This is a genomic window from Streptomyces sp. NBC_00576 (assembly GCF_036345175.1).
Lineage (GTDB): Bacteria > Actinomycetota > Actinomycetes > Streptomycetales > Streptomycetaceae > Streptomyces.
The window spans coordinates 10,657,220-10,683,488 of the sequence record NZ_CP107780.1 but is presented as its reverse complement, the minus strand read 5'-3'; the positions used below and the strand labels follow the sequence as shown (position 1 = coordinate 10,683,488).

Here is a 26,269-nt window from a genome sequence, read left to right as displayed (position 1 = left end):
GTCTTCCGGGTAACGCCAGTACCTGCTTCTTCCCGGCCACCTCGCCTACCGTTGAGGACATGGACGACCGCGCCGAGATCAGCCAGTTCCTCTCTTCCCGCCGCGCCGGCATCACCCCCGAGCAGGCCGGACTGCCCACCTACGGCGGCTACCGGCGAGTCAAAGGACTACGCCGCGAAGAGGTCGCGCTGCTGGCCGGCGTCTCGATCGACTACTACGTGCGAATGGAACGCGGCAACCTCTCAGGGGCCTCCGACCACGTCCTGGACGGCGTCGCCCGCGCCCTGCAGCTCGACGACGCCGAACGCGACCACCTGTACGACCTCGCCCGGCGCGCCCCCGCACCCGCCACGCCCCGCGCCCGCGGCCTGCGGCCCGCCCTGCAGCACATGCTCGACGCTGTCAGCGACGCCCCCGCCTGGATCCACAACGACCGCCAGGACCTGCTGGCCACCAACCACCTGGCCCGCGCCCTGTACGCGCCCCTCCTGGCCGACCCACGCCGCCCCGCCAACGCCGCCCGGTTCATCTACCTCGACCCCGCCGCCCACGACTTCTTCCCCGACTGGGACAGCACCGCCGACGGCATCACCGCCATGCTCCGCGCCGAAGCCGGCCGCAACCCCTACGACAAAGACCTCAGCGACCTCATCGGGGAACTGTCCACCCGCAGCGAGATCTTCCGCAGACGCTGGGCCGACCACAAAGTCCGCCACCACCGCACCGGCGCCAAGAAGCTCCACCACCCGGTCGTCGGAGACCTCGAACTTCACTTCGAAACCATGCCCCTAAGCGCCGACCCCGGCCTCACCCTCGTGATCTACACCGCCACCCCCAACACCCCCAGCGCCGACGCCCTCCGCCTACTCGCCACCTGGGCCGCCACCCAAGACCAGCCCACCCCCGACCTCCACGACCACCGCCCCTGACCAGCCGGCCCCCACCACCCGGCCTGGACCTGCCGAGCATGACGAGGCCGCCTCCCGTCCCGAGCCATGCCGCAACTTAGAGCGGTACCCGGGGATCGATCAGAGGTTCTTCCCGGACCTTCAGCCGACGGACAAGCGGATGCGGCTACGTCGAGAACTTCGTCGCCGTCGACTCCCCATCCGCTGAAACACTGTGGTGCCCGGTGGTGAGACGCGCTTCTGCGGCGTTCTCCGCCGTGCACGCCGGCACTCCGTTCGCTGACCCGTTTCACGCGGCAGCGCTGCGCGACCTGGTCGTGCTCCCCTACTCGCGGCAGAGGCGCCCGCGGTTGATGACGCCCCCTTCGTGTTCCGGTGAGGGCCCTGCAGAGCAGGCGGCTCTCACGGTCTGCCGAGACGTCAGGCCGCGAGGCGCAGGGCGGCGTTTTCGGTCCGGAGGCGCACGGTGAGAACAGCCGCGTTGGCGGCAGTAAAGCGCACTGCCGTCATCCATGCAGTGAAGACCAGTGGAAGGACGATGCCTTCGACGGCGACGAGAAGACAGTTGGGGTGACGGAGCCAGCGGTATGGTCCGCGGCGGATCAAGGGCATGCCGGGGATGACGATCACGCGGGTGTTCCAATGAGGCCCGAGGGAGCGCACGCACCACCGGCGGCCGACGTGCACCAGTACTTGCGCGCACAGGGCGGGACCGCCCACGCACGGCAGGAAATGCCGGTGCCCGGCCCCCGCTTCGGTCAGGATCTGATCCCCGTCCCGGCCGACCAGCAGGGTCACCGGCTTCGCCGGGGAAGCCGAGGCGGCAGGCCACCAGCCTTCGACCGTGAGGCCTACAAGCAGCGCATGCGGCTCGCCCGGCCGCCGGCGGCCGACCGGCGTCGCCCCTGGGAAAGACCAACTCCGCCGGACAGGCTCACCCCCGCCCGAGTCCGCCGCGACTTCCGGCACATCCGCCCCAAGGCCAGCTGCCCGGCCCAAGCACCGAAACCCACCCGCCCTGGCCCAGGACAACCACCAGGCCGAAAGAACACCCGACCCACCCCACGCCACGACGTGCACACACCCCACAAAACACCAGCGGCGAACCAGCGAACCAAGAAGTCGACCACCCCACGACCACGCCGCACAGGTTAAAGATCAAGCCAGGGCTTGCAGGCGCACACTGGAAAGAGCAAGGCCATACGCCGTGAACCGAACATGGAGGTGGGCCATGAGCACCCTCGAGAAACATGTCGACGTCGGAGTCCCGATCGACAAGGCCTGGGACAGCCTGCACCACGTGGAGAACTACTCACGCTTTGTGGACGGAGTACGCAACGCGCGTGCGGACGCGAAGGGCCACGCGCATCTTTCCATCGAGGCCAGCGACCACACTCGCGAACTCGATGCCGACTACCACGACCACGCGGAGAATCGCGTGCTGGAGTGGCACACCAGAGGCACCCCCGAGCTGACAGGCTCCTTCTCCCTGCTCCCGATCGACAAGAACCGCACCCGCGTCCAGGCACGGCTCGAGTACGACCCGGACGCCGTCAGGGACACCTTCGGCGGTCCGAGAGGCTTCGCCCAGGCGAACGCGGTCGAACGCGTGGTCGGCAACGATCTGGAGCACTTCAAGAAATATGTGGAACAAGGACGGTGAGTAACAAAACGTAACAGCCCCACCTGATCCCGTTGCCCGCCCCTGGCCGATCTCGAATCCGTCAACCTCCCAGCCGACATGGGCATATACACGCTTGGCTGGTGCCAGCGGTGCGGGAGCGAGCAGGGGGTGGGGATGACGGGGGGTACGACGCGGACTGCGGATCCTGGGCAGCGCGGGGCTATTGGTGCGCGGGCGGCGTGGCGACGAACCAGGTCCTGAACGACGGCAAACTCAGCTGGAGCTGGCTGTACGCCTCGCTCTGCGTAGCGGTCCTGAGCTTCCTGTGGTCGCTGCGTATGCGATGCAGGATGCAGATGTGACCGATCGGCTCAGGCCTCACCGTGGACGTGAGGTGGCCGAACTCGAGATCATGCTCGCCGGCGCCAAGCTTCCGGCGAAGCTCTACGACCTGCCCGGCTATGTCCCCGAATCCGGTCCACGACATGATCGTCCGGGCAGCGATGGCCGACGTGGACTGCTTCATGTACGTGTCGCACGCCAGCCGCATCCTCTCAGAACGTGACCTTGATCTGATCCGCTTCTTGTACGACCACTACCTGTTGTCGGGGAAACGGGTGGTGTGGGTGGTCACCGCCATCGACGCGGCAGCCAATCTCGACCTCCGGAACCTCCCGGAGTGGAAGGCAACGATCGCCCGCAACAACGCTTACTTGCGACACAATTTCACGCTGCCGACCGGCCAGCCGGATCCTGGCTTCATCGGCGAAGGCTTCCTGCCCGTCTCCCCCGCGTTGGAAGCACGTGCGGACAAACTCAGCGCAGAGGGAGCCGAGACCGCAGCGCAGCGGCAGCGTGCCGAAAGCCGTATGGAGACACTGCGCCAGGCGATCGAGGACCTGATCAGCACCGGGACCGGCGCCCGGCACATCGCCGCGGTGGCGACGGAGGCCCGGATCCTCGTGACCCCGCGATACCAAGCGCTTGCCGTGTGGCTGCGCGACGAACGCCTTGAGATCGACGAGCTCAAGGAGCACCGTTCGCCCCTTCACCCGCCTGTCCGCCCATCTCCACGCCCAGCTGGACCATGTCATCAGGGCCACAGACCTCAACAGGCCCACCAAGGCGAACCAGATTCAGGTGTCCAAGGCCCAGGCGCTCCGTACATGGATCGAAGGGCCTGCCGGTCCGGCGACCCTGTGGACCGAGGAGTTCGAGGGCTTCAAGAAGGACCTGGTCCAGGCGGTGGACCAGGTCTTCGGCGACAAGGATCTCGCGGGACGGCTTCCGGACTTCACTCTTGACGTGAACAGCCTCTCGGTTCCGCAGCAAAGCCAGCGTTCGCGCTGCGGCGTGCTGACGCGCACCGGCTGGGCGTGGCGGTGCAGATCTGCACCGTCCGCTACATCGGTCGGTTCCTGCAGACCGCGTCACAACCCCTCATGCAATCGGAAAGCGGTCCGGCCCAAAGCCGCCACCTACGGCTCCGGGGCGGACCGCTCGGCCAGGACTCCGGCGCACATCACCAGAGCCCTCCGCACGCCGTCTGCGGGCCAGGTCAGGCCAGCCGGTGGCCCTGACTCCGAGTGGATGCTGCGGACGACTAGGAAGTTTTCAGGGTGAGCGTGTGCCACCCTCCGTCGCCGCCGTTGAAGGTCCAGAAATTCTCCTCCACGTTCTGCAGCCAGATCAGGTAGTCGCGGGTGAAGCCGAGGGACCGCTCGTGCACCAGGTCGTCCGGGTTCCTGAAGAGACTGAGGAGGGCGCTGAGCAGGCCGGCGCCGGCGGCCAGCAGGGCGGCCCAGGCAGCGGCCTTCCTCGTCTCGCTGTCGTAGAACTTGGAGATCTCGCTGGACGCGTCCACGGCGTAGTCCGAGAAGTCGGCCAGGCCCTGGACCAGCTTGTCGTAGAAGCCGCCTTCGCTGTGATCGGCTTCCCAGCTCGGGAGCCTGCGCTTCGTCCCTAGCGTTCAGTCTCACTGACTGTTGCTGACGGCGGCTCGGGAGACCCGTCGTCGGTTCACCTCTTTGGGCACACGGGCTCGTCGGATTTGTCGGGGAGGTAGGCGGCGCGTTCCGCCGGGGTGAGGTCGCGGTCGACGGTGCGGCAGATCCGTTTGACCGCTTCTGCCGGTTTCAGGGAGGCGCCGATGTCCCACAGGCGCACGGTTTCACCGGTGGTCGCGAGGGTGTGGCCGTCAGGGCTGAGCGCCAGTGAGCTCACATATTCGCCGATGGCCAGGGTGTTGCGGGGCTTGCCGCTGGCCGCGTCCCACAGACGTACGTCCCCGTCGTCGCCACCGGTGGCGAGGGTGTGGCCGTCGCGGCTGTAGGCCACCGCGTTCACATTGCCGGTGTGCTTGGTCAGGGTCGTGCGGATCTCACCGGTGGCCACGTCCCACAGGCACACGGTGTCGTCGTCGCTGGCGGTGGCAAGGGTGTGGCCATCGGGACTGAACGCCACTCCCCGCACCGTCGCGGTATGTCCGTTGAGGCGGGCGCGGGTCTTGCCGGTGGCGACGTTCCAGAGCCGTACGGAGAAGTCCTCCCCACCCGAGGCGAGGGTGCGGCTGTCGGGGCTGAAGGCGAGCGACCACACCGCGGCGGTGTGGTCCTTGAGAGCCATTCGGGGTTTGCCGGTGGTCGGGTCCCACAGCCGCACGGTGGTGTCGTCGCCCGCGGTCGCCAGGGTGCGGCCGTCGGGACTGAAGGCTGCCGCGTTTACGCCTTGGGTATGGCGGGTGAGCTTGGCGCGGGTTTTTCTGGTGGCCACGTCCCACAGGCGGACCGTCTTGTCGTCGCTGGCGGTGGCGAGGGTGCGGCCGTCGGGGCTGAAGACCACCGAGTACACGGGCTTGGTGTGTCCGGTGAGTTTGGCGCGGTTTTTTCTGGTGGCCACGTCCCACAGGCGGACCGTCTTGTCGTCGCTGGCGGTGGCGAGGGTGCGGCCGTCGGGGCTGTAGGCCACCGAGTACACGGGCTTGGTGTGCCCACTGAAAGTAGTGCGGGTCTTGCCGGTGTTGGCGTCCCACAGGCGGACCGTCTTGTCGCGGCTGGCGGTGGCCAGGGTGCGGCCGTCGCGGCTGAACGCCGCGCCGAAGACCGTGTTGGAGTGTCCGGCAAGAGTGGCCCGCAGCGAACCGGTGGCCGCGTCCCGCAGTTCTACGCCGACGTCGCCGTCGCCGGTGGCGCAGGTGGTGCCGTCGGGACTGAAGACCAGCCAAGCGGCCCACCAGTAGTCGAAGGTCGTGCGGATCTTGCCCGTGACCGCATCCCTGAACTGAACCTTGACCTCGTAGTCCTCCTCGGTGGTGGTGGCGAGGGTTCGGCCGTCGGGGCTGAATGCCAGTGATGCCACGTGGCCCGACACTCCGGGGAGAGTGGTGCGGGGCTCGCCCGTGACGGGGTCCCAGAGGCGCGCTGTCCTGCCCTTGCCGCCGGTGGCGAGGGTGCGGCCGTCGGAGCTGAAGGCCACCGGGTGCATCGCACCGGTGAGGCTCCTCCTGGTCGCACCGGTGGCCGGATCCCACAGAAGTACGGTTCCGTCGTGGCCGGTGGCGAGGGTGCGGCCGTCCCGGCTGAAGGCGAGTGACTCTACTGCGCCGGCGTGCCCGGTGAGCTTGGCGCGGAGTTTGCCGGTGCGGGCGTCCCACAGGCGTACGGTCCCGTCGGCTCCTCCGGTCGCCAGGGCACGGCCGTCAGGGCTGAAGGCCACCGCGGTCACCGCGTCGGTGTGACCCTTGAGGGTCCTCCGTGTCCTGCCGGTGTCCGGATCCCACAGCCGTACCGTCCGGTCCGCGCCGACGGAGGCGAGGGTGCGGCCGTCAGGGCTGAAGGCCACCGCGTTCACCTCGCTCGTGTGCCCGCGCAAGCGGCGATGCTGCGGGAGGGCGGCAGCGGACCGCAGGATTTCGACGGCCTCGGAGGTGTGGTCGGTGCGGTACGCCTTGACCGCCAGCAGCGAGGCGAGGTCGGGGTTCTCGTAGAAGCGGTCGGTGGACTGAGCGGCGACCTGCCGGGACACTGCCGCCTGTCGCTCGGCGGTGACTGCCCGCCACTGCCAGATCGCACCCGCCCCGGCAAGCAATGCGAGCACCAGCAGCCCGGCCAGCACCGCGACAACCCTCCTGGCACGCCGTATCGAGGTGCGCTGCCGTTGTCTGCTCGCCTGCAGGTACGCCGCGATCTCTGTCGGCAGCCGGCGCCGCTGTGACCACTCCAGCCCCTCCGCCAGCGCCGTCCCGCCCAGCAGATCTCCAGCGTCCCTCTTGTCCGCCCAGTGAGCCTGCCGGTCTCGCGTACGGTCCAGCCACTCCTGGAAGCGGTGGTCCTGCTCGACCCACTCGCGCAGCGCGCCCCAGTCGCGGATCAGGGCCTCGTGGACTAGCTCGGCCACCGGCTCTCCGGGAGGAGCGCCGGGATTCTGCGGGGCCCGAAGTGTCTGGGTGGTGATGATGCGATGGCGTGCGAGGGTGGCGATGACGTCGTCGACGGCCGCTTTCTCACCGTTGGGGGTGTCGCTCGGGTCGGCTGCCAGGTCGCGGAGTTCGTCGAGGGAGACCTGCGTGCGGACAGCCGTGATGTTGTGGCTGGGGTCGGACGGGTGCACCAGGGAGGTCAGCGTCCGGCGGGCGATGAGCCGTTGCTCGGCGGACAGCTCCTCGAGCGCGCTGTCGCACCACGTGGTCACGCTTCCGCTGACCGCCCCGATACGCCGGTACGCCTCATGGGTGAGGTACCCGTCCTGCCGCCGGAGCCACAGCTGGCTGAGCATCATCTCCAGCAGGGGCAGCACGGTCACGGGTGCCTGGCGGGTTGCCGCCGCCCCGGGCGTGATGTCCAGGACGTCGCCGATGATCCGCTCGGGCAGCCCCGGCTGGAACCGGAGTCCCACGTCCCACGCCGGCAGCGTGATGATGTCCTGCAGGTCCTGCTGGCTCAGGGTGCCCGGCACGTTGAGGAGCCCCGGCATGGCGGCCTCCAGCAACTTGGGGGCCAGCGAGGCCAGTTGCGGATAGAAATCGTCACGCATGATCAGGATCACGGTGACCTTGGTGTACGCGTCGGCGGCCGCCGTGACCTCGTCAATGACGCCCAGCAGCTCCCGTAGCCGACCGTTGACGGTCTGCACCAGGAGCTCTTCGAACTGGTCGATGACCAGCAGGACGCGCTGGTAGGAGGGCTCGGTCGCCAGCCTGCGGTTGACCGCCGCCACGATCCCGTCCTCGCTCGCCCCGGGCAGCCCGGCACGCTCGATCTCGGCGAGCATGTCCTGCCTCGGCCGGGTGAGAACAGGCAGCCAACGGTCACTACGCGGCACCTCCCCCTCCGCCAGCGCCCGCAACACCCCCGCCTGGATCAACGACGACTTCCCCGACCCCGAAGGCCCGAGCAGCAGCGTCAGCCGCCGCTGTTGGGCCAGGTTCGTCACGACCTGCCGTACCGCGTCCGCCCGGCCCTCGAACCACCGTGCGTGCTCCGCGGTGAACGGCTCCAGCCCCCGGTACGGGCACACCTCCCGCTCCGCCAGCTCCGGCAGGATCTCCCGCAGTACCTGGGTCGGAGTGACATACGCGATGCCCTGCCCCCGCTCGTACTCGTCGGGGGCGGCGATCTCCGTGAGCATGCCGATGACCAGGCCGGTCATCTCGTCCAGTACGGGCCCGCCGCTGAACCCCGTGGTGAGGTCGTTGGCGGCGGTCAGCTGCAGATGCGTGCATCTGCCGTCCGCGCCCGGGAGCAGATCGCCGGCCACGCCGAAGCCGAAGTGTCCTTCCGGCGGCGCCTGGGCAGGGAAACCGAAGGAACGCACCTGGTGGCCCCGACACCCCTCGGCAGAGCCCAACGCCAGCGTCCGCGCGTCGGCCGACGTGGCACCCAGCCGGATGAAGGCCACATCCTCGCCCTCGACGGAACGCCACAGCTCGGCCGGGACACACCCCTCCACCCGGTCCGCTCCCTCCACATGGGGGAAAGCCAGAAGGACCTGCTCCCCAGGCCCGCTCCCGGCCGCTGCGACGACGTGTGCACACGTGACCACGACCCCCTCGGCCACCAGGAATCCCGTCCCGGCGACAGCCCCGTCCGGTCCGAGAACCTGGGCCACGGCGCCGAGCAGATCCGATGCGCTCCCTTCGCCCGACTCCCTGTCCGCGCTGATCATCGGGGAACAGCCGTTCCCTCGCCCGCCTGCGGGTGACCGGCGGGTGCGTCGCTCTTCCACGACACGGTCACCTGAAGGTGGCAGCTGGCCTGACTCTTGGTGATCACGGCACCTGCCTCGATCGCAAGGTCGACCCCGAATCCGACCGTGATCTCGTCGGGGTTCGCCTTGCGGAGCTGGTCGAGTGCCGCCCGAGCCGCCGCCGTGACCGGTTCCAGAGCCTCTTGAAGGGTCACCGGTACGTCACGGATGACCTCGCCCAAGCGACCGGCCTTCACCGGCCCGTCCCCCAAGACCGGCTGCTCGACCAGAACGCTGCCCCCGCCCTCCAACGGAATCCGCGTCAGAGGTGACACAGCGCCTCCTCAGCCGCTCGCATGCTTTCCAGGGTCTCTGCCAGCATTCCTGAACTCCGGCATATGCCGCACGCTGGAGTGAGCCGTACGCATGAGACGGCAAGAAGCCCCAGTGTTCGTGTTGTGCGATATCCCGCGAGTTCTCCTGAGCCCCGCTGAGGTGTTGGCTTCGTGGCCAGGGGCTTCTCGTCCTACGGAGTGTTCTGCACGTCCGTGACGCTACTTCGGGATTTTCGAAGCGTCCTCATCGTGTCCGACCGGTCTGCGGTGCGGGTGAAGACGAAGCGACGCAGGTTGTGTCGACGCCTGCAGTGGCGGGACAGGAAGGGTGCCCACGGATCAAGGACTCGCGGCCTGTCTCACCGACATGGCACCCGACCGCATGCCTACTTGATCAGGGCATTCGCGATAATGATCACCAGGCCGATCAGCATGTCCAGACCCCCTGCCCGGCATGAGGACGGCCATCCGTGCCCGGCAGTGTGGGCGGCCCAGGCGCCCCAGCCGAACAAGGCGACGGTGTTGAACAGCAGGGCCGCGTCCACAGCCGTGGCCTCTGCCCACCACCCGGCTACCGCGCCAAGCAGCATCCCCACCGTGGGCAGCACGGCGGCGACCAGTGGCCACTCGGCGAACACCAACCGCAGTCTGCCCGTAGTGGCCGCCCCGTCGACGGACGCACGCTGGGCGATGACGTGCGCGTACCCATGGGCAGCACCCGACGCCAGCGCGGTGAGCAGGACCCACAGCGCGTCCGGACCAGGATCGGCCCTCTCGCCCGTCGCGTCCAGCGCAGCCACCAGGGCGCTGGCCAGCACCAGTCCGTAGATGCCGCTGAACAGCGACTGCTCCGGCGGCCGGTGCCGCAAGATCCACCTTGGTGCGACGCTCTCGGGTTCGACATGGTCGGCGCGGTCGGGCATCGCATCGCCTCGGTGCGGGAAGAGGGCTGGATCCGCACATGCTCACAGGCGTGACGTCAGGGAACACGACGCCACGCGCTGCTCGCATGATTGTTGTGCCCCAAGAGGGGGTCAGGACGCAAGTGTCGGATGCCGTGCCGGTAACGGGCGGCACGGCAGCAGGTCAGCAGCCACGGCTGCCCCGATGGGCCTCCTGGTGCCGGGTGCACCGTTGTTCGTACCCCCCGGCAGGTCGGCAGGGGCGTGCGGGTGGTGACGACGGTGGCGTGCGCAGGAGCGGTCGTAGTCCGCCTCGCCGGTGAGCTTCTCCAGACCGGCCTCGACGCTGACCCAGCGTGTTCGCCGCGAACCCGCGGGCCCATCCCCGAACATGGTGGCACCGGACCCTCCAGTTCCCGCTGAAATACCTTCAGTTATCGCGAACCCGCGGGCTTCGAGGCTCCGGACTCCCAGCTCGGACACCAGGGGACAACTAACCAGCCAGTAGCTGGGGTCGAACCGAACGGACATGCGACCATCGTGCGCGCACCGTGCGGAAATGCGCCCAGGGCCGGGAGTACCCCGGACCCAGGCGAGCGTTCCCGTTCCGCCGAACGACGGCCACAGCGCTGCGTCAGAGCCAGAGCCAGAGCATGATCAAGCCGTGATAGCTATGCCGCGACGGGGACACAAGGACTCGGCCTCACGGGGCCGACACGCTCCCCGCTTGTGGCCCGTCTGGGTAGTGGGCCTGCTCGCCCTCCTGCTGGCCCTGGCCGTGGGCTACGGGATCTACGAATTCCTTCACTCTCTCGCGTCAAAGGAGGCCCCCCCGGAGAGCCCCGTGGCTGCCCACGAGGTGATCCGCACCGCGCTGGCGACCCTCACCTTTGCCGGCGCTGTTCTCGCAGGGGTCTATACCTACCGCAAACAGCGCCTTGCGGAGAGCGACGCTCATCGGGCCGACGACAAACAGCTCGCTGAGCGCTTCACCACCCGCTGCCGACCAACTCGGCCACGACCAGGCAGCGGTGCGCCTGGCTGGCGTATACGCCATGGCCCGGCTCGCCGACGACTGGATCGAGCAGCGACAGGTGTGCGTCGACGTTCTGTGCGCCTATCTGCGCATGCCGTACGAGCCCAATCCGGAGGCCGCCTCGACGACATCGGAGGGCGAATCACTGTGGTCGACGCCCACCGCATACAAGGAGGGCGAACGCGAGGTCCGCCTCACCATCATCCGGACCATCCGCAGCCACCTACAACCCCAAGCACCGACCTCCTGGTCGGCGTGCAACACGGGTACCTACAGGGAAGCCTTTTTCAAGGCACGGTCTCCTTCGGCGGCGCGGAATTCAACGGCCACAGCTTCTACTTCGGCGGCGCGGATTTCAGCGCCGGCAGCGTCGACTTCCGCGGCGCGAAGTTCAGCGCCGGCAGCGTCGACTTCACCAGCGCGAAGCTCAGCGCCAGCACGGTTACCTTCATCGACGCGGAGTTCAGCGGCGGCACGAATACCTTCACTGACGCGAAGTTCAGCCGGGTGCGGACCAGCGGGTGCGCCACATCGGCTTCTCGATGCCGTCGGTGTCCTTCTCCCTCCTCTTGAAGAACCGTATGTACTTGTCGAACTTCCTGGCGATGAGGACGGCTTCCTCGGTGCAGTTGTCGACCTCGATGAACAGCAGCGGCACCCCGGCTTCCGGCGCGGTCAGGACGACGTCGGCGCGGGCACTGCCGATCGCGGGGTTCCTCCAGGTGCCCTTCACCGGGAGCGCGACCTCGGTGGCGTAGGAGGTGAGGGTGCCGATCCCGTCGGGTGCGTCGACGGCGGCCCACGCGGCTGCCTGCGCTTCGGCCGGCTGCTCGGTGAGCCGGTCGAGGTCGGGCTTCGCTCGGATCAGCGCGATCACCGTCTCGTTCACCGTCATCGGGTGCGAGGCGCCGGAGCGGCCCGCGCTCTTGGGTATACCGCCCATCTCTTCCGGCTCGCGGTCCAGGTCGATCGCGGCGGCGGCCAGCCCGGCCGCCGTGAGCAGCCGGACCTCTTCACCGCCCCGGGTACGGCCGCCGTCGACGGCCAGGCCGTGACGGCGCAGGTCGTTCGCCGCGCCGCGATGGGAGGCGGTGCGTGCTTCCTTCCGGGCGGCCGGCGTCTTCTTCGTGTGTGCTGGTGGGTCAGGTGCGGCGAGGCCAGCCGCTGGATCTGGTCGGCGGTCGCGACCTTGAGCACCCCGAGCACGCACAGCACATCCGCGCGCAGCCCGTTCGACGATCCCGCCTCGTTCGCCTTGCGCTTGCCCGCCATCAGGCACGCCCTCCCGCCGTCCGCGTCCGGCCACCGGCCGGGCGCCGGCCCCCGGCCGCAGAGGGCACCGGGCCCCCGAACCCGATGATCTCCTCCCCCACCGACAATTCCTTCAATTCCTTCAATTCCTTCAGGGTCAGGAGTAGAGACGAGGGTTGTGACGATCCGGGGCAGTCCCGGGAAGCCGTGGTGACCTGCAAAAACGCAAGGTGCGCGGGAGGTTGGCACGGAAGTGGCATCGGCAGTGGGAGCGGAAGCGATGGCGGCAGGAGCACACCCGGGCTGTCCCAGCACCCGGGACGGCGTGCGAGGCCTGGCCGGACGGCGGGGTCATGGCGGCGGGTGAGGCCCCAGGATCCCGAACGGACGCGGCGGCGGGAAGGGGCGGCGTGGCCGGGCACGGGGGGCGTGGGCACGGTGTCCTCGCGTTTCTCCGGCACCAAGGCCGGGGTGGGCGGCTGTTCGTCCGTCCCGCGCGCATCCAGCGCGTGCGGGACAGATGCCACCCTGCGGGATCACCCCTAGTCCGTGACCTGGTCACCCCCGCTTGCGGTGTCCGTTATGACCCTTGACCACCCCTTGACCGGACAGTTCGTCCGTGGCCAATGCCACACCACCGCAGCCTCGGGGTAGCTGGTTGGGAAGGGCACCACTCAGGGACTGCCCGACTGGGTCACGCCCTGCGCGAGTTGACCGACGACGTCGAAGACGGTCTGGCCGAACGCGGTAGGGGCGATCAGGACGCCGAAGACCAACACGATGACGACGGTCAGCTTCTCGTCGTTCCGGCTCCGGGCCTGCGTACGCCGCCGCAGCCGCAAGACGATGATGACCGCCAGCAGTACCCCAACGTTCATCGTCAGAACCACCGACCAGCCTCCCGGCACACGAACGTCCCAGCACACCTGTATCCGGAACCACTCCACGCGGTGGGTTGATTACTGATCGTTGGCGGCAAAACGCTTCTGCCCGGCTGGATTTCCGGCCTTGACCGGCCCGCACAGCCGCGCACCGCCCACACGCTGCACGGTGCGCATCGGGCGCGCGGCGCAATATGTCGTGCACGATGCAGCGCACCCCCCGTCGGCGGTACGCACCCCGTGCGGTGAACTCCCGGGCCGGTGTCGTCTGACGGAGCGGCTGCCCGCAACGCAAGTGGCCCCCGGACGGAGAACTGGCGTTCGCGGCCCGAGCGGTCGGGGTGAACCGTGCGACGGCGTTCGGGTGGGCGCGGAAGGCCGGTGTCGGTGGTCGTGGGAAGCCGGGAACGGGCGGGCATCCGGGGCGGGCGGAGTATGACCGGCTTCGCGCGGCCGGGGTGCGGCGGCGGGACGCCGCGGCACAGGTCGGGGTCCACGAACGCACGGCCCGGGACTGGGACCGCGGGATCCGGAAGATCGGCGACGCGATCCTGCACCCCGATGGGCGCAGGATCGACTACACAACGGGCATGACCAGCACCGTTGCCGCCGCGTCAGCGCCCTCCGTCGCGGCGGTCGAGGCCGGGCTGCACCCACGGTTTTTGACGGTGACCGAGCGGGAGCTGATCGCCGACATGCGTCGTGAGGGCCGGTCGCTGCGGGCAATCGGACGGGCGCTGAACCGGCCGGCGTCCACCGTCAAGCGTGAGTTCGACACCCGTGCGGTCGGCGGCGCCTATCGGCCGCACCGGGCCCAGCGGGTGTGGGCGGGGAGCCGGTCGCGCCCCAAGGAGTCCAAGCTCGCCCGTGCGGGTTCGCTGCGTGAGTTCGTCGCGGGCGGCCTCCGCCTCGGGTTTGGTCTCCGGGGGCTGCTCCGTGTCATCGCCCTGGCTTGGCGTGCCAATTGACCCGCCGCCGTTCGATTCCTTTTCGAACATCGGCGTGCCAATTGGCTCGCTTTGCCAGTGTGCTCGCCGGGTGGACCGCTCGATCTCAGCGCGCTTCTGCTCAGGCACCACTGACAATGTCTCTGAGCTGCGGTTTTTTCGGGAGGCTCGGCTATCGAATGGTCACCGTGCGGAAGTTGTCTGCGTCCGGGGCGCTCCAGCTGACGCTCTTGGAGTTCTGTCCCCGCTTCGGACAATGGACGGTGGAGTACGTCAGCAGGAACGGTGCCCCCGTCGAGGCCACGGTCAGGTCGGCGAATTCCTGGTTGGACGGAATCAGGTGCCCCCCAATGTCCTTGCACGGGCCGACGTTGATGCTCTGGACGTCGCTCGCATAGTTGATGACCTTGACGCAGGAGCTGCCCGCCGAAGCGTTGCAGGTCGCCGCCTGGGCCGGGCCGGCCGTGAAGGCCAGTGCCGCCGTGGCGGCCAGCGTGCCGGCGGTGGTCATGCCGATGACGCGCTTGTTCATGCTGGTGTTCCGTTCTGTCAGGAGCTAGCTCGCCGACGGCGTCGGCGAGGATGTGGTGGGCGTCGGGACGACGTGGACCGGGATGTACTGGTCGTACTCCCACCAGGAGAAGAGATCATTGGGCGAGCCGGGCCTGACTGACCCGCGATCTCAACCTAGGAGCGGCACCGGGCGACCATCCCGTACCCCGGAACCGAATCCGGCGGCCCCCCTTAGTACCGCGGTACTACGCCCCGTCCTCCTCGCAGCCCGCCGGCCGGCGATGCCCCCATAGATCCGGGCCACCCGATCAGGACTCTTCCGTCAGGACCTGCGTCGCGCCGGTGGTCAGTCCGTTCGTGGACTGCTGGATCGTCTGGAGGCGGTAGAGGTGGCTTCGGCACTGGGTACCGGTGCCGGTTCCCCCTGCTGCGGTCTCCAGCCTCCCGCTTTCGCCAGCAGGAATCCGGCGATGATGCCCGCGAGTCGCAGCGGGTTCTCGGGGTCCGCCAGGAGAGTGCGCGTCTGCGGTTTGTCGATGAGGTACCACAGCAGGTATGTCCCGGTGAAGGCAGCCAGGGGGCGGAACACCGCTTCCAGGGAGATGTGCCACCTGCCGAGGGGAAACTCGGTGCCCGAATCGCGGACGAGGCGCAAGAACCCCCACATGAGAGCCAGGACCGCGACGTAGCCCAGGGTTTTGGCCCATGCCTCCGGCTGGGTGCGCTGCAGATGCTGGGCTTGGTGGCGGAGCCGTTCGTCCCAAAGCAGTGTGGCGGCGGATACCCAGGCCAGGAGCAGACCGAGAGTCCTGCTGCCGCTCATCCACAGTTTTCCCAGCATGCGAGGCAGCCAGGCCGCGTGCCGCGCCTGTCACCAGGCGATCCCGGCGATGGTGACGGTCACGCTCGCAAGGACTGCGTGGCCCTGCCAGATCTCAATCGCATCGTCGCGGATCGAGTCGGCCTGCGTGCGCGTGAAGTCAGCCACGGAGGTGGCGTACTGCGCGTACAGCGAGCGCACCGACGCAGACAGACCCAGCACCAGGAGGGCGGCGCAGGCACCGCGAAGGAACTCCACCGTCCCAGCCGTTTGGCCAAGGTCCTCACTTTCCGCAGTAGCTTGCGCGCCAGGGACAGCCGCGTCGGTCTCCTCCACCAGGGCCGCCCGCAGCTTCTTCTGAGGCTTCGTCTGCTGTCCGGCGCGATAGCGCTGCACGGTGCGAGGCGAGACGCCCAGCTGTTCGGCCAGGGCCTTCGTGGACTGCTTGGCGCGCGTGTAGAGGAATTCCATCTGAGCCTTCGCGGATTTCAGCGCCGGCCGGGTGAACACCTTCCGCTCCGCCCGCTTGAGAGCGTCCAGGACCCTGTTGCGGCGCAGGGCCGGCGGCTGCGTGTGGTCGCTGTCGATCATTCACCCGGCGCCGGGATCGGCACCCTGGAGCTACTCGCCCTGGTCGCGCCGGACCTGCAGTTCGTTGACGCGCGTGTGCCCTCCTCCCGACACCGGGGAGGAGGGCACACGCATTCCACCGGGCTCCTGCGCATGAGCGGCGGGCACGGCCTGAAGGCGCAGTGGGTTGGCGTCGTCCGCGCGGCCGCGACGTCGACGACGAGGGCTGGATGGGTACGGCACGACGCCGGCTCCGGCTCCGGCCGGGGCGTGCGGGCCGGGCCGCCGCTCGGCTGGGCGTTCCGGGTCTGGCGGCAGGCCGGTCGCTCGCCCTGAACCGGTCCGTCCGGGTCGCGGCTGCGCCGTCCCGTGCTGATCACCGGCCGCCCGGCGTCGGCACGTCCACCCTCGTCGCCTACCTGATAGCCCGCGAACTGGGCCTGGGGCAGGTCCTGGAGTGGAACATCGTCAGCCGGGCAGACACGGGGCGGGACAGTTGTGAACGTCTGGTCATTCCTGTGTTCCGCCGGCGTCGACGAGGAGCTGGGCGGCGATCTGGGGAAGCGACTCTCCGATGCGAAAGGTGCGGGCGTGGATGCGGGCGAGTGCTTCGCCAGCGCCGATGTGCAGGCGTGCTGAGAGGGATCCGATCGCGTGGCGTGCGGAGGTCTCAAGGTCGCCGCAAGTGACAAGGCGTTCCAGACCACCGACTGCAAGCCCTGGAAGAAGATCGGCTAGCCATCAGCCAGCGGAGCTGGGTCCCGCCGCCGCGGTCAGCGACGGCCGGTGGCCAGGATGACGAGGAACTGGCCGCCGCCCGCCTCGATGTCGGCGGTCACCGGCAGCCCCGGTACCAGTCGGGAGAACCGGTCCACCAGCCAATCCGCCGCCTCTTGAGCGTCCCGCCTGGTCGGACAACGGCCCACCATCTCGCGGCCCCCCTTGCGCTCCAGCCTCCCCGCAACGGTGATCAGCGGCGCGGGTTCGACCACGTACAGGCGGTCCGGCCAGGCGATGACCACCTTGACCGCACCCTTACGGGTGTTGCACCCACGGTGCGCAAGCCGCTCGGCGACCTTGGCCTTGCGGTCGGCGGTCCGGCTATCAACGCTGGGCCCCCGCGGGTCGTTCACCGACTCGTCGGGGTCGACCGGTTCGTCACACACCCAGCAGCGCCAACCGTCACGCTCGGCCACATCATCAAGGAGACTCACCCGAGCAAACTAGCCTGCCCGGCCACCACCCCGCACACCAGGTACTCGAGGAACGGGGCAGCCTGTCGGGGACTGGATCAAAGCGGCCCAGGACCGCGGTCACCTCTCCCCCGCTGTCCCTGGCCGCCGCGCGGCCGGACCCGGCCCCCTCCTCAGTCCCTTCGAGGACAACCCGCGTCCGTCGACCTGAGCTCGGTGAGTCCTACGGGCTGCCGGCGCCGCGCATTGATCCGCCGTCAGAGGGTCACGATTCAGGTTCTGGATCACTTTTGGTGCCAGGGCCACGGAGGGTCACCGAAACCGCGATCATGAACGGCCTCGCGCGCTGAGGAGGACTCGCTTGCGGAGCAGGTCGAAGTTGGCGCGGCCGAACATCTGCCGCTTCAGCATCTTGATCTTGTTGTTGTGGCCTTCGACCGCGCCGGAGCTGTAGCGGAGGCTGAGGCCGGCGACGACGGCGTCGAGGTCTTGACCCAGCCCGGTGACGAAGGTGTGCAGGACGGGGAGATCGTCGGCCGTCACGCTCGTGATCCACTGGTCCAGGTGCTTGCCCTGGCGGTTGTTCATGAGCTCGGCGAACGCGCGGACGTGGTGGGCGGTGCGGTCGAGTGCGGGGCAACGGGTCAAGATCGCTTTGAGCTGCTGGGCCTGGTCGTCGGTGAGGCGGTCGGGGTGGCGGGTGAGCCAGCTGGTCACGTTCCGCACGGATGGCGCCTTGCGGGGCGGGTCGTGCGGGAAGTTCTCGCGGAGGTTGGCCACGTACTTCTTCACGACGTTCTCGCCGCCGGGATAGCCGCGCTCGCGTACTTCCTCGAACAGACGGCGGGCGACGGTGCAGCCCTCGGCCCACCGCTGATAGAGGTAGACATCTCACGATGCCAAGTCGTCAAGCTGCCGTAGCCAGTTGAGAGGGGAACGCGACGTTCTCGTCGAACAGGTGGCTGGTCTGGAGGCAGTGGTAGAGCTGGCCGATCATGCGGTTGAACAGATGCCGCTGGGCGGCGGCGTGCCAGTCTCCCTGTTCGCGCCGACGGCGGTAGTGGGCTTCGGCGCCGGGCGAGGACCGTAGGGCGGAGAAGGCCCACAGGTAGCTAGCGTGGTTGAGTCGGTCATTCTTGATCACCCGGCGTCCGACGTGGTGTTTCTTGCCAGACGCGCGAGTGACGGGGGCGGCTCCGGCGTAGGCCTTGAGGCCGCGGGCGTCGGTGAACCGTTCACGGTCGTCGCCGATCTCGGCCAGCATCCGGGCGCCGAGTTGGACGCCGAGTCCGGGGAAGCTCAGGATCACCTCGGCGTCCGAGTGCTGGAGGAAGGACTCCTCGACCGCCTCGGCGAGCTCGTCGGCGGCGAGGCAAGCTGCCTCGAGTTGCCGCAGGAGGGCGAGGGCCTGCTTGCCCAGCGCGTCCTCGACGAGCCGGGACTGGGTCGCGTAGTCGCCGCGGAAGACCTTTTTAAGTCTGTCGGCTTCGGCCTCGATGCCGCGGCTGCGGCCGGCGCGCTTGAGGGCGGAACGCAGCTGTGTGCGTGTGAGGCGCGCGGCTTGAGCGGGGGTGGGAGCTACTTTGAGCAGTTCACGGGCTTCGGGACGGCACAGGCCGTTGGCCCAGCGAGTGAAGGCATCCAAGGCAGCGGGGTAGTACTCACGCAGCAGGGAGCGGAGCTGGTTGGCGATCTGCTGGCGGTTCCAGGTGGCGTCCTGCTGGGCGCGGGCCAGGACGGCGATGGCGCGGGCGAGGTCAGTGTCGGTCGGTAGCGGGCGGTGCATGGGCATGTCGGTCCGCAGGATGTTGGCCAACACGAACGCGTCGCCGGGGTCGGACTTCTTGCGGGAGACGCCGTGCCGGTCGCGATAGCGGGCGGCGGCCATCGGGTTGACCGCGAAGACGTGCCGCTTGCCCGACCGCAGCACGGCGACCAGGAGACCGCGGCTGGTCTCGATGGCGACAGGGATGGGGCTCCCCTCGGTGTCGCCGTACTCGGCGAGGAGCTCCAGCAGCAGCTGGTAGCCGGACACGTCGTCGCTGATGCGGCGTTTTGCGAGCAGCTGCCCTGTGTTGTCGACCAGGGCGACGTCGTGGTGCTTCTCGGCCCAGTCGATCCCGCAGTAGATCACGGTGTTCCCTCCCCTTGGCGTTGACATCTGCACTGGTCACGAGCGCATGCGGGCCGCGCGGCTCCCTAATTCCAGGACTCTTCGGTCCGACATCTCACAAGCCGTTCGCGGCACCAGCGCGCCTCACGGGCCTCGGTCTTGCCCAGAACTCGGTGGTTCAGGGCTGGCAAGAGGTCACCGTGAAACGGGCTCGCACCACCAACCCCAAAGAGTGGACGTTCAGTCCGGTGGTGGCGACCGTGACGACGCCGGGCGTCACCGCTCTACCTAGAAGGCCTCGCAGGCCGGGGCTTGTATAGGTTGTCCGCCCGACGCCCCCACGGCTGCCGCCACCCGAGTCATGGGACTGGCGCCCCTCTCAGTGGAGGCCTCGCAGGCCGGGGTCCAGGAAGGCGTCACAGTCCCGCGCTCGAACCGTCCGGCGGAGCTGTTACAGAGGAATCAGGGCTTGTAGGGGTCGAGGATGCTGGTGCGGCCGGTCCACCGGCCGACCAGGAGCTCGTCTGCGCTCGCCGCATTCGCGTAGCGGCGGACGGTGTTGCGGGCGAGCCCGAGCTGGCGGGCGATCGTCCGCAGGCCGATGCCTTGGTCGAAGAGGACGTGGACAGCCGTGTGCTTTTCCCGGACGCGGTCGGAGTGCCAGCCGGTTGTCCTCGGCCCGGTGGGAGAGGAGTGATCGAGGTTCGCCGCGTTCTCCAGGGCCGCGTTCTCCAGGGCCGCGGTGGCCTGGGACGTGGCGGAGTCGTGCGGTTCACGCAGCAGAGCGCGGTGCTGGACGACGGTCTTCTCGACGGCCTCGGCGAGGTTGGACCAGATGTGCCACCGGTCCGCGACGTGGATGGCGTTCGGGGCGCCGAGGCGTCCTGCCTCGGCATAGGCGGTGGAGCGGTCGCGGCAGATCACCTCGACGCCGGGATGGTCGGCGAGCCATCGGGCGACCGTCGACGTCGTCCGGTCCGGCAGCAGGTCGACGGGCTGGCGGGTCTCGATATCGATCAGGACCGTGCCGTAATTGTGCCCTTTGCACAGCGCGAAGTCATCCACTCCGAGCACCCGCGGTGTCGACGTCTCGGGCTCAGCCAGGCGACGGATCAACCGCAACAGCGTCGACCTGCTTACCCCGGCCGCCAGAGCATGGGACAGGCGAGCGCCGGCCCGGCCGGCCAGCATCACCGCCAGGCGTTCCAGCACCTTCTGCAGCCCGGTGCTGCGTCGGCCGTGCCGGACGGTCAGGCCGTCGACCTGCTCAGCGAACGTCGCCTGCCTGCAGGGATGTTGACCGCAGCGGAAGCGCCGCACCTTTAACTCGATCAGTACCGGGCGCCCGCCGACCGCGCCGTCGGCGAGCCGACGTACGTACCGGCTGTGCACCCAAGACGACCATGCCCCGCATGCCGGACAGACGGCTCGCTCAACAGCTGTCCGGGCCCGTACGGCCACCAACTCGCCGTCGGACACGACGTTTTCGATCACGACACCTTCGACCTGGTGGAACCACAGGTCCTGGAGGAGGACATCAGCCACGGCCGTTCATGATCGCGGTTTCGGTGACCCTCCGTGGCCCTGGCACCAAAAGTGATCCAGAACCACGATTCACCCGTCGCCGACGACCGACCGAATTCGAAGCGGCAGAGCCGCGCATACGTCCCTCTTGTCGAAGCGCTCCCAGGCGCCGCATACAGACCAGACCAGACGTCTCACCCGGCCCCTGCCAGGACTGGCCTAACGGCCAACCCACGGCGCCTATTAGGCCTACGACATCCCCCACCTGCGCAAGTGGTTACGCGGCAGGCGCATCGGCGTGCGCATCGCCCGCAAAGGCATCGAGTCCAGCGAACGGTTGGGCCGCCGCCGTTGGGTGATCGAACGAACCATCTCGTGGCTGTCCGGCTACCGCAGACTCAGCCCCCGCTACGAACGCAATCCCCGTAACTACCTGGCCTATCTCGGTCTCGCCGCAGCCATCTGCTGCTACAAGCGGTTCGTCCGCCTCACCACATAGGACACCGTCTAAGTGACCGAATCGGTGCAACGGGCGACGGCCACCGATGGACGTCCGGCGCTGGCCGCCCGCTCCACGGTGGCGGCGCCCATCTCGGAGTCGAGGAACACCCCTCTAAAGGGTGCGCCAAGCCGGCCACCTCTGGGCCGGGGCTCGGGGCGGAGGGAAATGACTACGAGCGCACTTCGTAGACGCGTGTTCGCGCTAAGTGCCGGTCGGGTGCGCCTCCCGCGGGTGTGACGGTCCGGGGATCGTTCGCAGTACGCGCTGCCCGGATCCATCAAAGGGAGGTTACTGACCTGGTCAAGGCTGGTGTCCCATGGCCGCTTTCGCCTCAGCTCCCGATACCGCACCGCTGTCAGTCCTGTTACAGGGCCCGGATGCGGTGCCTGCCGACCGGTCACCTGCCGTCGTTGGCTGTCGAAATCCGCGCCGCCTTCAGGAACGAGGCTGCCGATGACCCTGCTGAGCGCGCTCGCGCCGCTTCGCCTGGCTCACCGACCTACGGAGAAGCCCAAGCCAACAGCACGGCACAATGCTCGCCCCGTTCCAGGACAGCATCCGTCACAGCCCCAGTCGCATACTGCCCCGGAGGGAGGCGCCATGGCCGTGGCCGCTTCGACCCGATCAATACGGACCGCTCAGCAGATGCTGGCAGAGGCAGCCGGAGTGACGTTTCCCGCTCTGCGACAGGCAGTTGATCAACTACCGCAGGCAGTCGGGCTTCTGGTGGGCGTGCATTTCGGATGGCGAGACATATCCGGAGCACTCTTACCCGGCGGCAATGCGAGTGTGGGCAAGGCGGTGCGCCCTGCCCTGACCCTGCTCTCATGTGAGACGGCAGGCGGTACCCCGCAGGCGGGGGTGCCCGCGGCGGTGGCTGTGGAACTGGTTCACAATGCCTCGCTGCTGCACGACGACATCATCGATGGCGACCGGCTACGCCGAGGACGGCCGGCCCTCTGGGCCAAACTGGGATTACCCGCCGCGATCCTGGCCGGTGATGCCCTGTTCTTCCTGGCCACCCAGGTCCTCGCCCAGGCCCCGTCCCCGCTGGGCGGCAAGGAGGGCGTGGGCCTGTTGACGGCCGCGGTCCAGGAACTGATCGACGGCGAATACGCCGACACTCTCCTGGAGGAGCGCGAGAGGGTATCGGTGGCCGAGTGTGCGGCCATGGCGGCGGGCAAGACCGGCTCACTGATCGCCGCCTCCTGCGCCCTGGGGGCCCTGGCGGCGGGGGCGGACGCGGAACGCGTCGCGCACCTGCGGGCCTTCGGCGCCCATGTAGGCGCGGCCTTCCAGCTGATCGATGACCTGCTCGGGATCTGGGGTGACCCTGCGCGCACCGGCAAGCCGGTATATGCGGACCTGGCGGCCCGCAAGAAGTCCCTCCCCGTCGTGGCAGCCCTGGCCGCAGACGGGCTGGCAGCCCGGGAGCTGCGTGAGCTGTATGCCGGCCGACGGCCTTTGTCTCAGCAGGAGTTGCAGACAGCGGCCGAGCTGGTGGACAGGGCCGGAGGCCGCACCTGGGCCAGGGCGGAAGCCGATCGTCACATCCAGCAGGCCCTGGGCCGGCTGGACGCTGTAGGCACTGATGCCATCACGCGGGCGGAACTGACTGCCCTCACCCTCCTGGTCTCCGACCGGGACTACTGAAGCCGGACAGGGAGCACCATCGGCGCCATGAGCAGGCCGTCTACCGAAGCCCCAGTCACGGTCGGCCGCCAGATCGATCCGAGCGGAGGAGGAAAGGCTGCCAGCTGGAAGGCTCCCGACGGCTGACGCAAACGGCCCCCAGCTGCGCATGAGCCCGCGCGCCTCACGCCCAGGACCAGCAGCGCGGACCAAACCGTAAAGGTGGGTACGGCTTTGGCGGCGTCCCACCAAAGTCATTGGGAGGACAAGTGACGGATGCCAAGAATCTCGGCAGGCAACTGCTCACCTTCTACTGTCCGCTGACCCCCTATGTCAGCCCGGAATACGAGGAACTGCGAGAATTTTCCCGCGACTGGGCCAAGCAGTCCGACATCGGTGAAGGCGACCCACGGCGCACCGCCGTGTTCGCTGAACTCGGTGCGGCCTTCACCGCCCACCTGATCCCACACGCGACCGGCGAGACCGCGAAATCCTTCGTCCGCTACAACACGTGGGGCTGGCTGCCGAACGATCGCGTCGAATCGGACCGCCCGCTCGGCGACATCATCGTCGAGCTGGGCCGGTGGGAACACATCCTGAGGTCTCCCGACGCCTGGCACGACTCCACGGCCCCCGCCGACAGGGCACTTCGAGACGCCGTGCTGGCCCTCAGGAAAGCCTTGACGCCCGTGCAATACGAACGCTTCGTCGCCGGACAGAGCCAATGGCTCTACTCGATGACCACGGAAGCCGTTCTCGTGCAGCGGGGAACCCCGCTCAACGTCAACGACTACCTGGCTTTGCGATTCAGCTCGGTGGGCGGATATTCCGCCATCGGCTTCATGGACGGAGCGACGCATTCAGAGATCAGCGCGCAGGAATGGGCCCGCCCCGAAGTCCGGGCCATCACGGAGGCGGCCGGGCACATCACCGCACTGGACAACGACCGCTACTCCTACTTCAAAGAACGCCGCATGGCGTCGAGGAAGCACAACCTGTTCACCGCGCTCTGCCACGAACATCCCGACTACTCCCTCGATAGGGCCGTCACCGAGGCAGTCGCCATCCGAGACCGGATCATGACCCTCTACCTGCGCCTGCGCGAAAGGCTCCTGAGCGATGCCGACGAGGACATGCGCCGCTATCTCGCAGGATGGGACAACATGATCACCGGAAACATCACCCTGCCCACGCTGACAGCCCGCTACCGATCCGCCGAGACCGAGAACGGCGTCACCGTCGTGGACAAGCCCAGCGACCTCATCACGGAACCTCTGCCCATCCCGACCATCGCCTGGTGGTGGGACCAGCTCGGCTGACAGCACCGTCGCTGCGCCCTGCTCTGGAACGGCACGGTGACGCCCCTCAGCAACATGACAGACCGCAGTACCGCTGCGCACCGGGGGTTGCATCAGTCATGACCATGGAGACAGCGTCGGCACACCCGAAGTCTGCTGTGTCGGTCCTGTGCGCGGGCCTGTTCTTGATCGGCGTGGATGTGACGGTGCTGAACGTGGCCTTGCCCAGTCTGCAGGCGGAGCTGGAGCCGGGCATGAGCACACTGCAGTGGGTCGCAGATGGTTACACCCTGGCCCTGGCCTGCGGCGTCCTGGCCGGCGGGGCGTGGGGGGATGCGTACGGGCGGCGCCGCGCGTTCGTGCTGGGCCTGGTGCTGTGCGGTCTGGCGTCGGTGTACGGTGCCACCGCCCAGGACGCGGGTCAGGTGATCGCAGCCAGGGTGGTGATGGGTCTGGGGGCGGCGTTGCTGATGCCGTCGACGCTGTCACTGATCACGGTGGTGTTCCCGGAGCCGGCGGCGCGCCGGCGGGCCATCGCGGTATGGGCCCTGGTGGCCGGGTCGGGGGCGCTGGCCGGGCCGGTGGCCGGGGGCGCGTTGGTGGAGCAGTTCTCCTGGCGGGCCGGGTTCTGGCTCAACGTCCCCGTGGTGGTCGTGGCCGTGGCCGGGGCATGGTGCTGGGTGCCCGAGTCGCGGCACCCGCGCCCTGGCCGCGGTGACGGGGTGGGCATGACCCTGGTGACCGGCGGGCTGCTGGCCTTGGTGTGGGCGATCATCGAGGCACCGGTACGCGGCTGGGCTGATCCGCTTGTCATGACCGCCTTCGCCGCCGCTGCGGGCATACTGATGGCGCTGGCGTGGTGGGAGCGCAGACATCCATCGCCCCTCATCCCCGTCGCCCTGTGCCGTAACGGGCGTTTCTCGGCCGCGGCGCTCGCGCTCGCCTTCATGTTCTTCGCCCTGTTCGGCGCCCTGTTCATCATCAGCCTGTACCTGCAGACGGTGCTCGGCCACAGCCCAGCCCAGACCGGATGGCTCATGCTGCCGCTGGCCGGGGCGACGGGCTGCGGGGCCGGGCTGTCCCTCCTCATCGCGCCGCGCTGGGGCGACAAGATCCCGGTCACCGCCGGGATGGCACTCGTAGCCACAGGGTTTATCATCCTGGCCAACGCCCCTGCCGAGTCCGGATACGGGCCCGTCCTGCTCTTCCAGCTCACCGCCGGGTGCGGTGCCGGACTGGCCGCTGCCCCGGCCACCGAAGCCATCATGGGTGCCGTCCCCACCGAGCGGGCCGGCACCGGAGCCGCCCTCAACGACCTGGTCCGCGAAGTCGGCGGGGCTCTGGGCATCGCCGCCCTCGGAACCGCACTCACCACTGCCCACCACAAACGCCTCGAGCAGCACACCGGCCACGACGCCGCCAGCCTCCCGCTCACCCACCTCGTGAACGGCAGCCAGGCATCACGCCCGGCGGCTCAGCACGCAGAGGTGCTCCAACAGGCGTTCACCGCCGGAGTACAGGCCGCCAGCTGGACCGGAGCAGCAGCCTGCCTCATCGCCACCGCCATCACCTGGCTCTGGCTCCCCCACCGACAGACAACGGCCCAGCCAGGAGCTACTGCTGACATACCACCCCAACCACGTGAGGCCATCCCATGACCGACGTCGCCACCCGCGACAGCCAGGTCGAGCCGGGCCAGTAGTCACACGGAAGCCGGCCTCTACAGCAGCGCCCGCGACCGTCGTCCGAGCTCCCCGTGTAGGTGAATCCGAAGTAGGCGAAGATCTCCACCTGCATACCGGAGGTCGTCGCTGTGCGCTCCCGCGCCTGTGCCCTGAACTGCGGTTGCCAGAGCGGGATGGCGCCGCAGGACGACGGACACGGGCGGCCGATCCACCTGGAGCTGTGCCCGGTATACGACACCGGCGACAGCGCATGGCCGCCCAGGGCTGGTACTTGCAGGACTCCCCGCCCGACCAGCCCTGAAATGTCACCAGCAGAAGCTGCGGGCGCGTAGTGCCGCCGCGTCGTACGGGC

The 26,269-nt window shown here is 68.6% G+C and carries 24 protein-coding genes and 5 pseudogenes; 13 read left to right on the top strand and 16 right to left on the bottom strand.

The features are described 5' to 3' along the window. The first annotated feature begins 59 nt into the window (after positions 1-59). Positions 60-929 (top strand): helix-turn-helix transcriptional regulator, encoded by an 870-nt coding sequence (locus OG734_RS46620; RefSeq protein WP_330293439.1) that lies wholly within the window; start codon positions 60-62, stop codon positions 927-929. Positions 930-1,328: 399 nt separating this feature from the next. Here OG734_RS46620 and OG734_RS46615 read toward each other — a convergent pair whose 3' ends face one another. Beyond that, complete coding sequence (locus OG734_RS46615) at positions 1,329-1,595, bottom strand: isoprenylcysteine carboxylmethyltransferase family protein (protein WP_443065137.1); 267 nt, start codon at positions 1,593-1,595, stop codon at positions 1,329-1,331. Between the two features lie 78 nt (positions 1,596-1,673). Between OG734_RS46615 and OG734_RS46610 the strand changes: the two are divergent. The 4 genes and pseudogenes from OG734_RS46610 to OG734_RS46595 all read left to right on the top strand — a co-directional run. Next, positions 1,674-1,772: pseudogene (locus OG734_RS46610) on the top strand (IS5/IS1182 family transposase); the annotation flags it as partial. Continuing rightward, a pseudogene (locus OG734_RS46605) lies at positions 1,758-2,063 on the top strand (NF041680 family putative transposase); the annotation flags it as partial. The pseudogenes OG734_RS46610 and OG734_RS46605, both read left to right, overlap by 15 nt. 76 nt (positions 2,064-2,139) lie before the next feature. Further along, positions 2,140-2,571: an SRPBCC family protein gene (locus OG734_RS46600; RefSeq protein ID WP_330293438.1), complete on the top strand. Its 432-nt coding sequence runs from the start codon at positions 2,140-2,142 to the stop codon at positions 2,569-2,571. A 200-nt stretch (positions 2,572-2,771) separates the two neighbouring features. Then, a complete protein-coding gene (locus tag OG734_RS46595) occupies positions 2,772-2,894 on the top strand; it encodes a hypothetical protein (RefSeq protein WP_330293437.1) in 123 nt (40 codons plus the stop codon). Positions 2,895-3,086: 192 nt separating this feature from the next. Here the strand turns inward: OG734_RS46595 and OG734_RS46590 are convergent, their stop codons facing one another. Continuing rightward, a complete protein-coding gene (locus OG734_RS46590; RefSeq protein ID WP_330293436.1) occupies positions 3,087-3,569 on the bottom strand; it encodes a hypothetical protein in 483 nt (160 codons plus the stop codon). Positions 3,570-3,878: 309 nt separating this feature from the next. On the opposite strand from OG734_RS46590, the gene OG734_RS48255 reads away from it, so the two are divergent. Next, positions 3,879-4,112, top strand: a complete 234-nt coding sequence (locus OG734_RS48255; protein WP_443065136.1) for a DUF4158 domain-containing protein — start codon at positions 3,879-3,881, stop codon at positions 4,110-4,112. 23 nt (positions 4,113-4,135) lie between these two features. Here the strand turns inward: OG734_RS48255 and OG734_RS46585 are convergent, their stop codons facing one another. The 7 genes from OG734_RS46585 to OG734_RS46555 all read right to left on the bottom strand — a co-directional run bounded on the left by OG734_RS46585 (position 4,136) and on the right by OG734_RS46555 (position 13,117). Further along, positions 4,136-4,396 carry a hypothetical protein gene (locus tag OG734_RS46585; protein ID WP_330293435.1) on the bottom strand — a complete coding sequence of 87 codons (261 nt, stop codon included), beginning with the start codon at positions 4,394-4,396 and terminating at the stop codon, positions 4,136-4,138. A 155-nt stretch (positions 4,397-4,551) separates the two neighbouring features. Next, on the bottom strand, positions 4,552-8,694 hold the full coding sequence (locus OG734_RS46580) for an nSTAND1 domain-containing NTPase (RefSeq protein WP_330293434.1): 4,143 nt from the start codon (positions 8,692-8,694) through the stop codon (positions 4,552-4,554). Continuing rightward, the gene (locus OG734_RS46575) at positions 8,691-9,050 is read right to left on the bottom strand and encodes a CU044_2847 family protein (RefSeq protein ID WP_330293433.1); all 360 of its coding nucleotides are present in this window, start codon (positions 9,048-9,050) and stop codon (positions 8,691-8,693) included. Before OG734_RS46575 ends, OG734_RS46580 begins: the two co-directional genes overlap by 4 nt. Before the next feature lie 386 nt (positions 9,051-9,436). Continuing rightward, positions 9,437-9,973 (bottom strand): hypothetical protein, encoded by a 537-nt coding sequence (locus OG734_RS46570; protein ID WP_330293432.1) that lies wholly within the window; start codon positions 9,971-9,973, stop codon positions 9,437-9,439. A 1,350-nt stretch (positions 9,974-11,323) separates the two neighbouring features. Next, positions 11,324-11,518, bottom strand: a complete 195-nt coding sequence (locus OG734_RS46565) for a hypothetical protein (protein WP_330293431.1) — start codon at positions 11,516-11,518, stop codon at positions 11,324-11,326. Further along, complete coding sequence (locus OG734_RS46560) at positions 11,488-12,198, bottom strand: replication-relaxation family protein (protein WP_330293430.1); 711 nt, start codon at positions 12,196-12,198, stop codon at positions 11,488-11,490. The genes OG734_RS46565 and OG734_RS46560 overlap by 31 nt, the downstream gene beginning before the upstream one ends. A gap of 715 nt (positions 12,199-12,913) precedes the next feature. Next, positions 12,914-13,117, bottom strand: coding sequence for a hypothetical protein (locus tag OG734_RS46555; protein ID WP_330293429.1), 204 nt, complete (start codon positions 13,115-13,117; stop codon positions 12,914-12,916). 461 nt (positions 13,118-13,578) lie between these two features. Here OG734_RS46555 and OG734_RS46550 point away from each other — a divergent pair. Then, a pseudogene (locus OG734_RS46550) lies at positions 13,579-14,064 on the top strand (helix-turn-helix domain-containing protein); the annotation flags it as partial. A gap of 175 nt (positions 14,065-14,239) precedes the next feature. Here the strand turns inward: OG734_RS46550 and OG734_RS46545 are convergent. From OG734_RS46545 to OG734_RS46535, 3 genes are all read right to left on the bottom strand, one after another. Next, complete coding sequence (locus OG734_RS46545) at positions 14,240-14,599, bottom strand: hypothetical protein (protein WP_330293428.1); 360 nt, start codon at positions 14,597-14,599, stop codon at positions 14,240-14,242. A gap of 327 nt (positions 14,600-14,926) precedes the next feature. Further along, positions 14,927-15,403 carry a hypothetical protein gene (locus OG734_RS46540; RefSeq protein WP_330293427.1) on the bottom strand — a complete coding sequence of 159 codons (477 nt, stop codon included), beginning with the start codon at positions 15,401-15,403 and terminating at the stop codon, positions 14,927-14,929. Between the two features lie 48 nt (positions 15,404-15,451). After that, positions 15,452-15,991 carry a hypothetical protein gene (locus tag OG734_RS46535; RefSeq protein WP_330293426.1) on the bottom strand — a complete coding sequence of 180 codons (540 nt, stop codon included), beginning with the start codon at positions 15,989-15,991 and terminating at the stop codon, positions 15,452-15,454. Positions 15,992-16,123: 132 nt separating this feature from the next. Here OG734_RS46535 and OG734_RS46530 point away from each other — a divergent pair, with 132 nt between their 5' ends. Together OG734_RS46530 and OG734_RS48250 are read left to right on the top strand one after the other, a co-directional pair. Next, positions 16,124-16,306, top strand: coding sequence for a hypothetical protein (locus tag OG734_RS46530; RefSeq protein WP_330294050.1), 183 nt, complete (start codon positions 16,124-16,126; stop codon positions 16,304-16,306). A gap of 21 nt (positions 16,307-16,327) precedes the next feature. After that, a pseudogene (locus tag OG734_RS48250) lies at positions 16,328-16,447 on the top strand (MoxR family ATPase); the annotation flags it as partial. 296 nt (positions 16,448-16,743) lie between these two features. Here OG734_RS48250 and OG734_RS46525 read toward each other — a convergent pair. From OG734_RS46525 to OG734_RS46510, 4 genes are all read right to left on the bottom strand, one after another. Further along, entirely contained in the window at positions 16,744-17,184 is a 441-nt protein-coding gene (locus OG734_RS46525; protein WP_330293425.1) for a hypothetical protein, read from the bottom strand. 306 nt (positions 17,185-17,490) lie between these two features. Further along, positions 17,491-17,955 carry a transposase gene (locus OG734_RS46520; RefSeq protein WP_330293424.1) on the bottom strand — a complete coding sequence of 155 codons (465 nt, stop codon included), beginning with the start codon at positions 17,953-17,955 and terminating at the stop codon, positions 17,491-17,493. Between the two features lie 115 nt (positions 17,956-18,070). Further along, complete coding sequence (locus OG734_RS46515) at positions 18,071-19,324, bottom strand: IS110 family transposase (RefSeq protein ID WP_330293423.1); 1,254 nt, start codon at positions 19,322-19,324, stop codon at positions 18,071-18,073. 414 nt (positions 19,325-19,738) lie between these two features. Continuing rightward, positions 19,739-20,821 (bottom strand): ISL3 family transposase, encoded by a 1,083-nt coding sequence (locus OG734_RS46510; protein ID WP_330293422.1) that lies wholly within the window; start codon positions 20,819-20,821, stop codon positions 19,739-19,741. Between the two features lie 226 nt (positions 20,822-21,047). Here OG734_RS46510 and OG734_RS46505 point away from each other — a divergent pair. The 4 genes and pseudogenes from OG734_RS46505 to OG734_RS46490 form a co-directional block, all read left to right on the top strand. Then, a pseudogene (locus tag OG734_RS46505) lies at positions 21,048-21,299 on the top strand (transposase); the annotation flags it as partial. A 456-nt stretch (positions 21,300-21,755) separates the two neighbouring features. Further along, positions 21,756-22,955 (top strand): polyprenyl synthetase family protein, encoded by a 1,200-nt coding sequence (locus OG734_RS46500; protein WP_330293421.1) that lies wholly within the window; start codon positions 21,756-21,758, stop codon positions 22,953-22,955. 248 nt (positions 22,956-23,203) lie between these two features. Next, a complete protein-coding gene (locus tag OG734_RS46495; RefSeq protein ID WP_330293420.1) occupies positions 23,204-24,253 on the top strand; it encodes a terpene synthase family protein in 1,050 nt (349 codons plus the stop codon). Between the two features lie 98 nt (positions 24,254-24,351). Next, positions 24,352-25,890 carry an MFS transporter gene (locus OG734_RS46490; RefSeq protein WP_330293419.1) on the top strand — a complete coding sequence of 513 codons (1,539 nt, stop codon included), beginning with the start codon at positions 24,352-24,354 and terminating at the stop codon, positions 25,888-25,890. Positions 25,891-26,269: the final 379 nt, after the last annotated feature.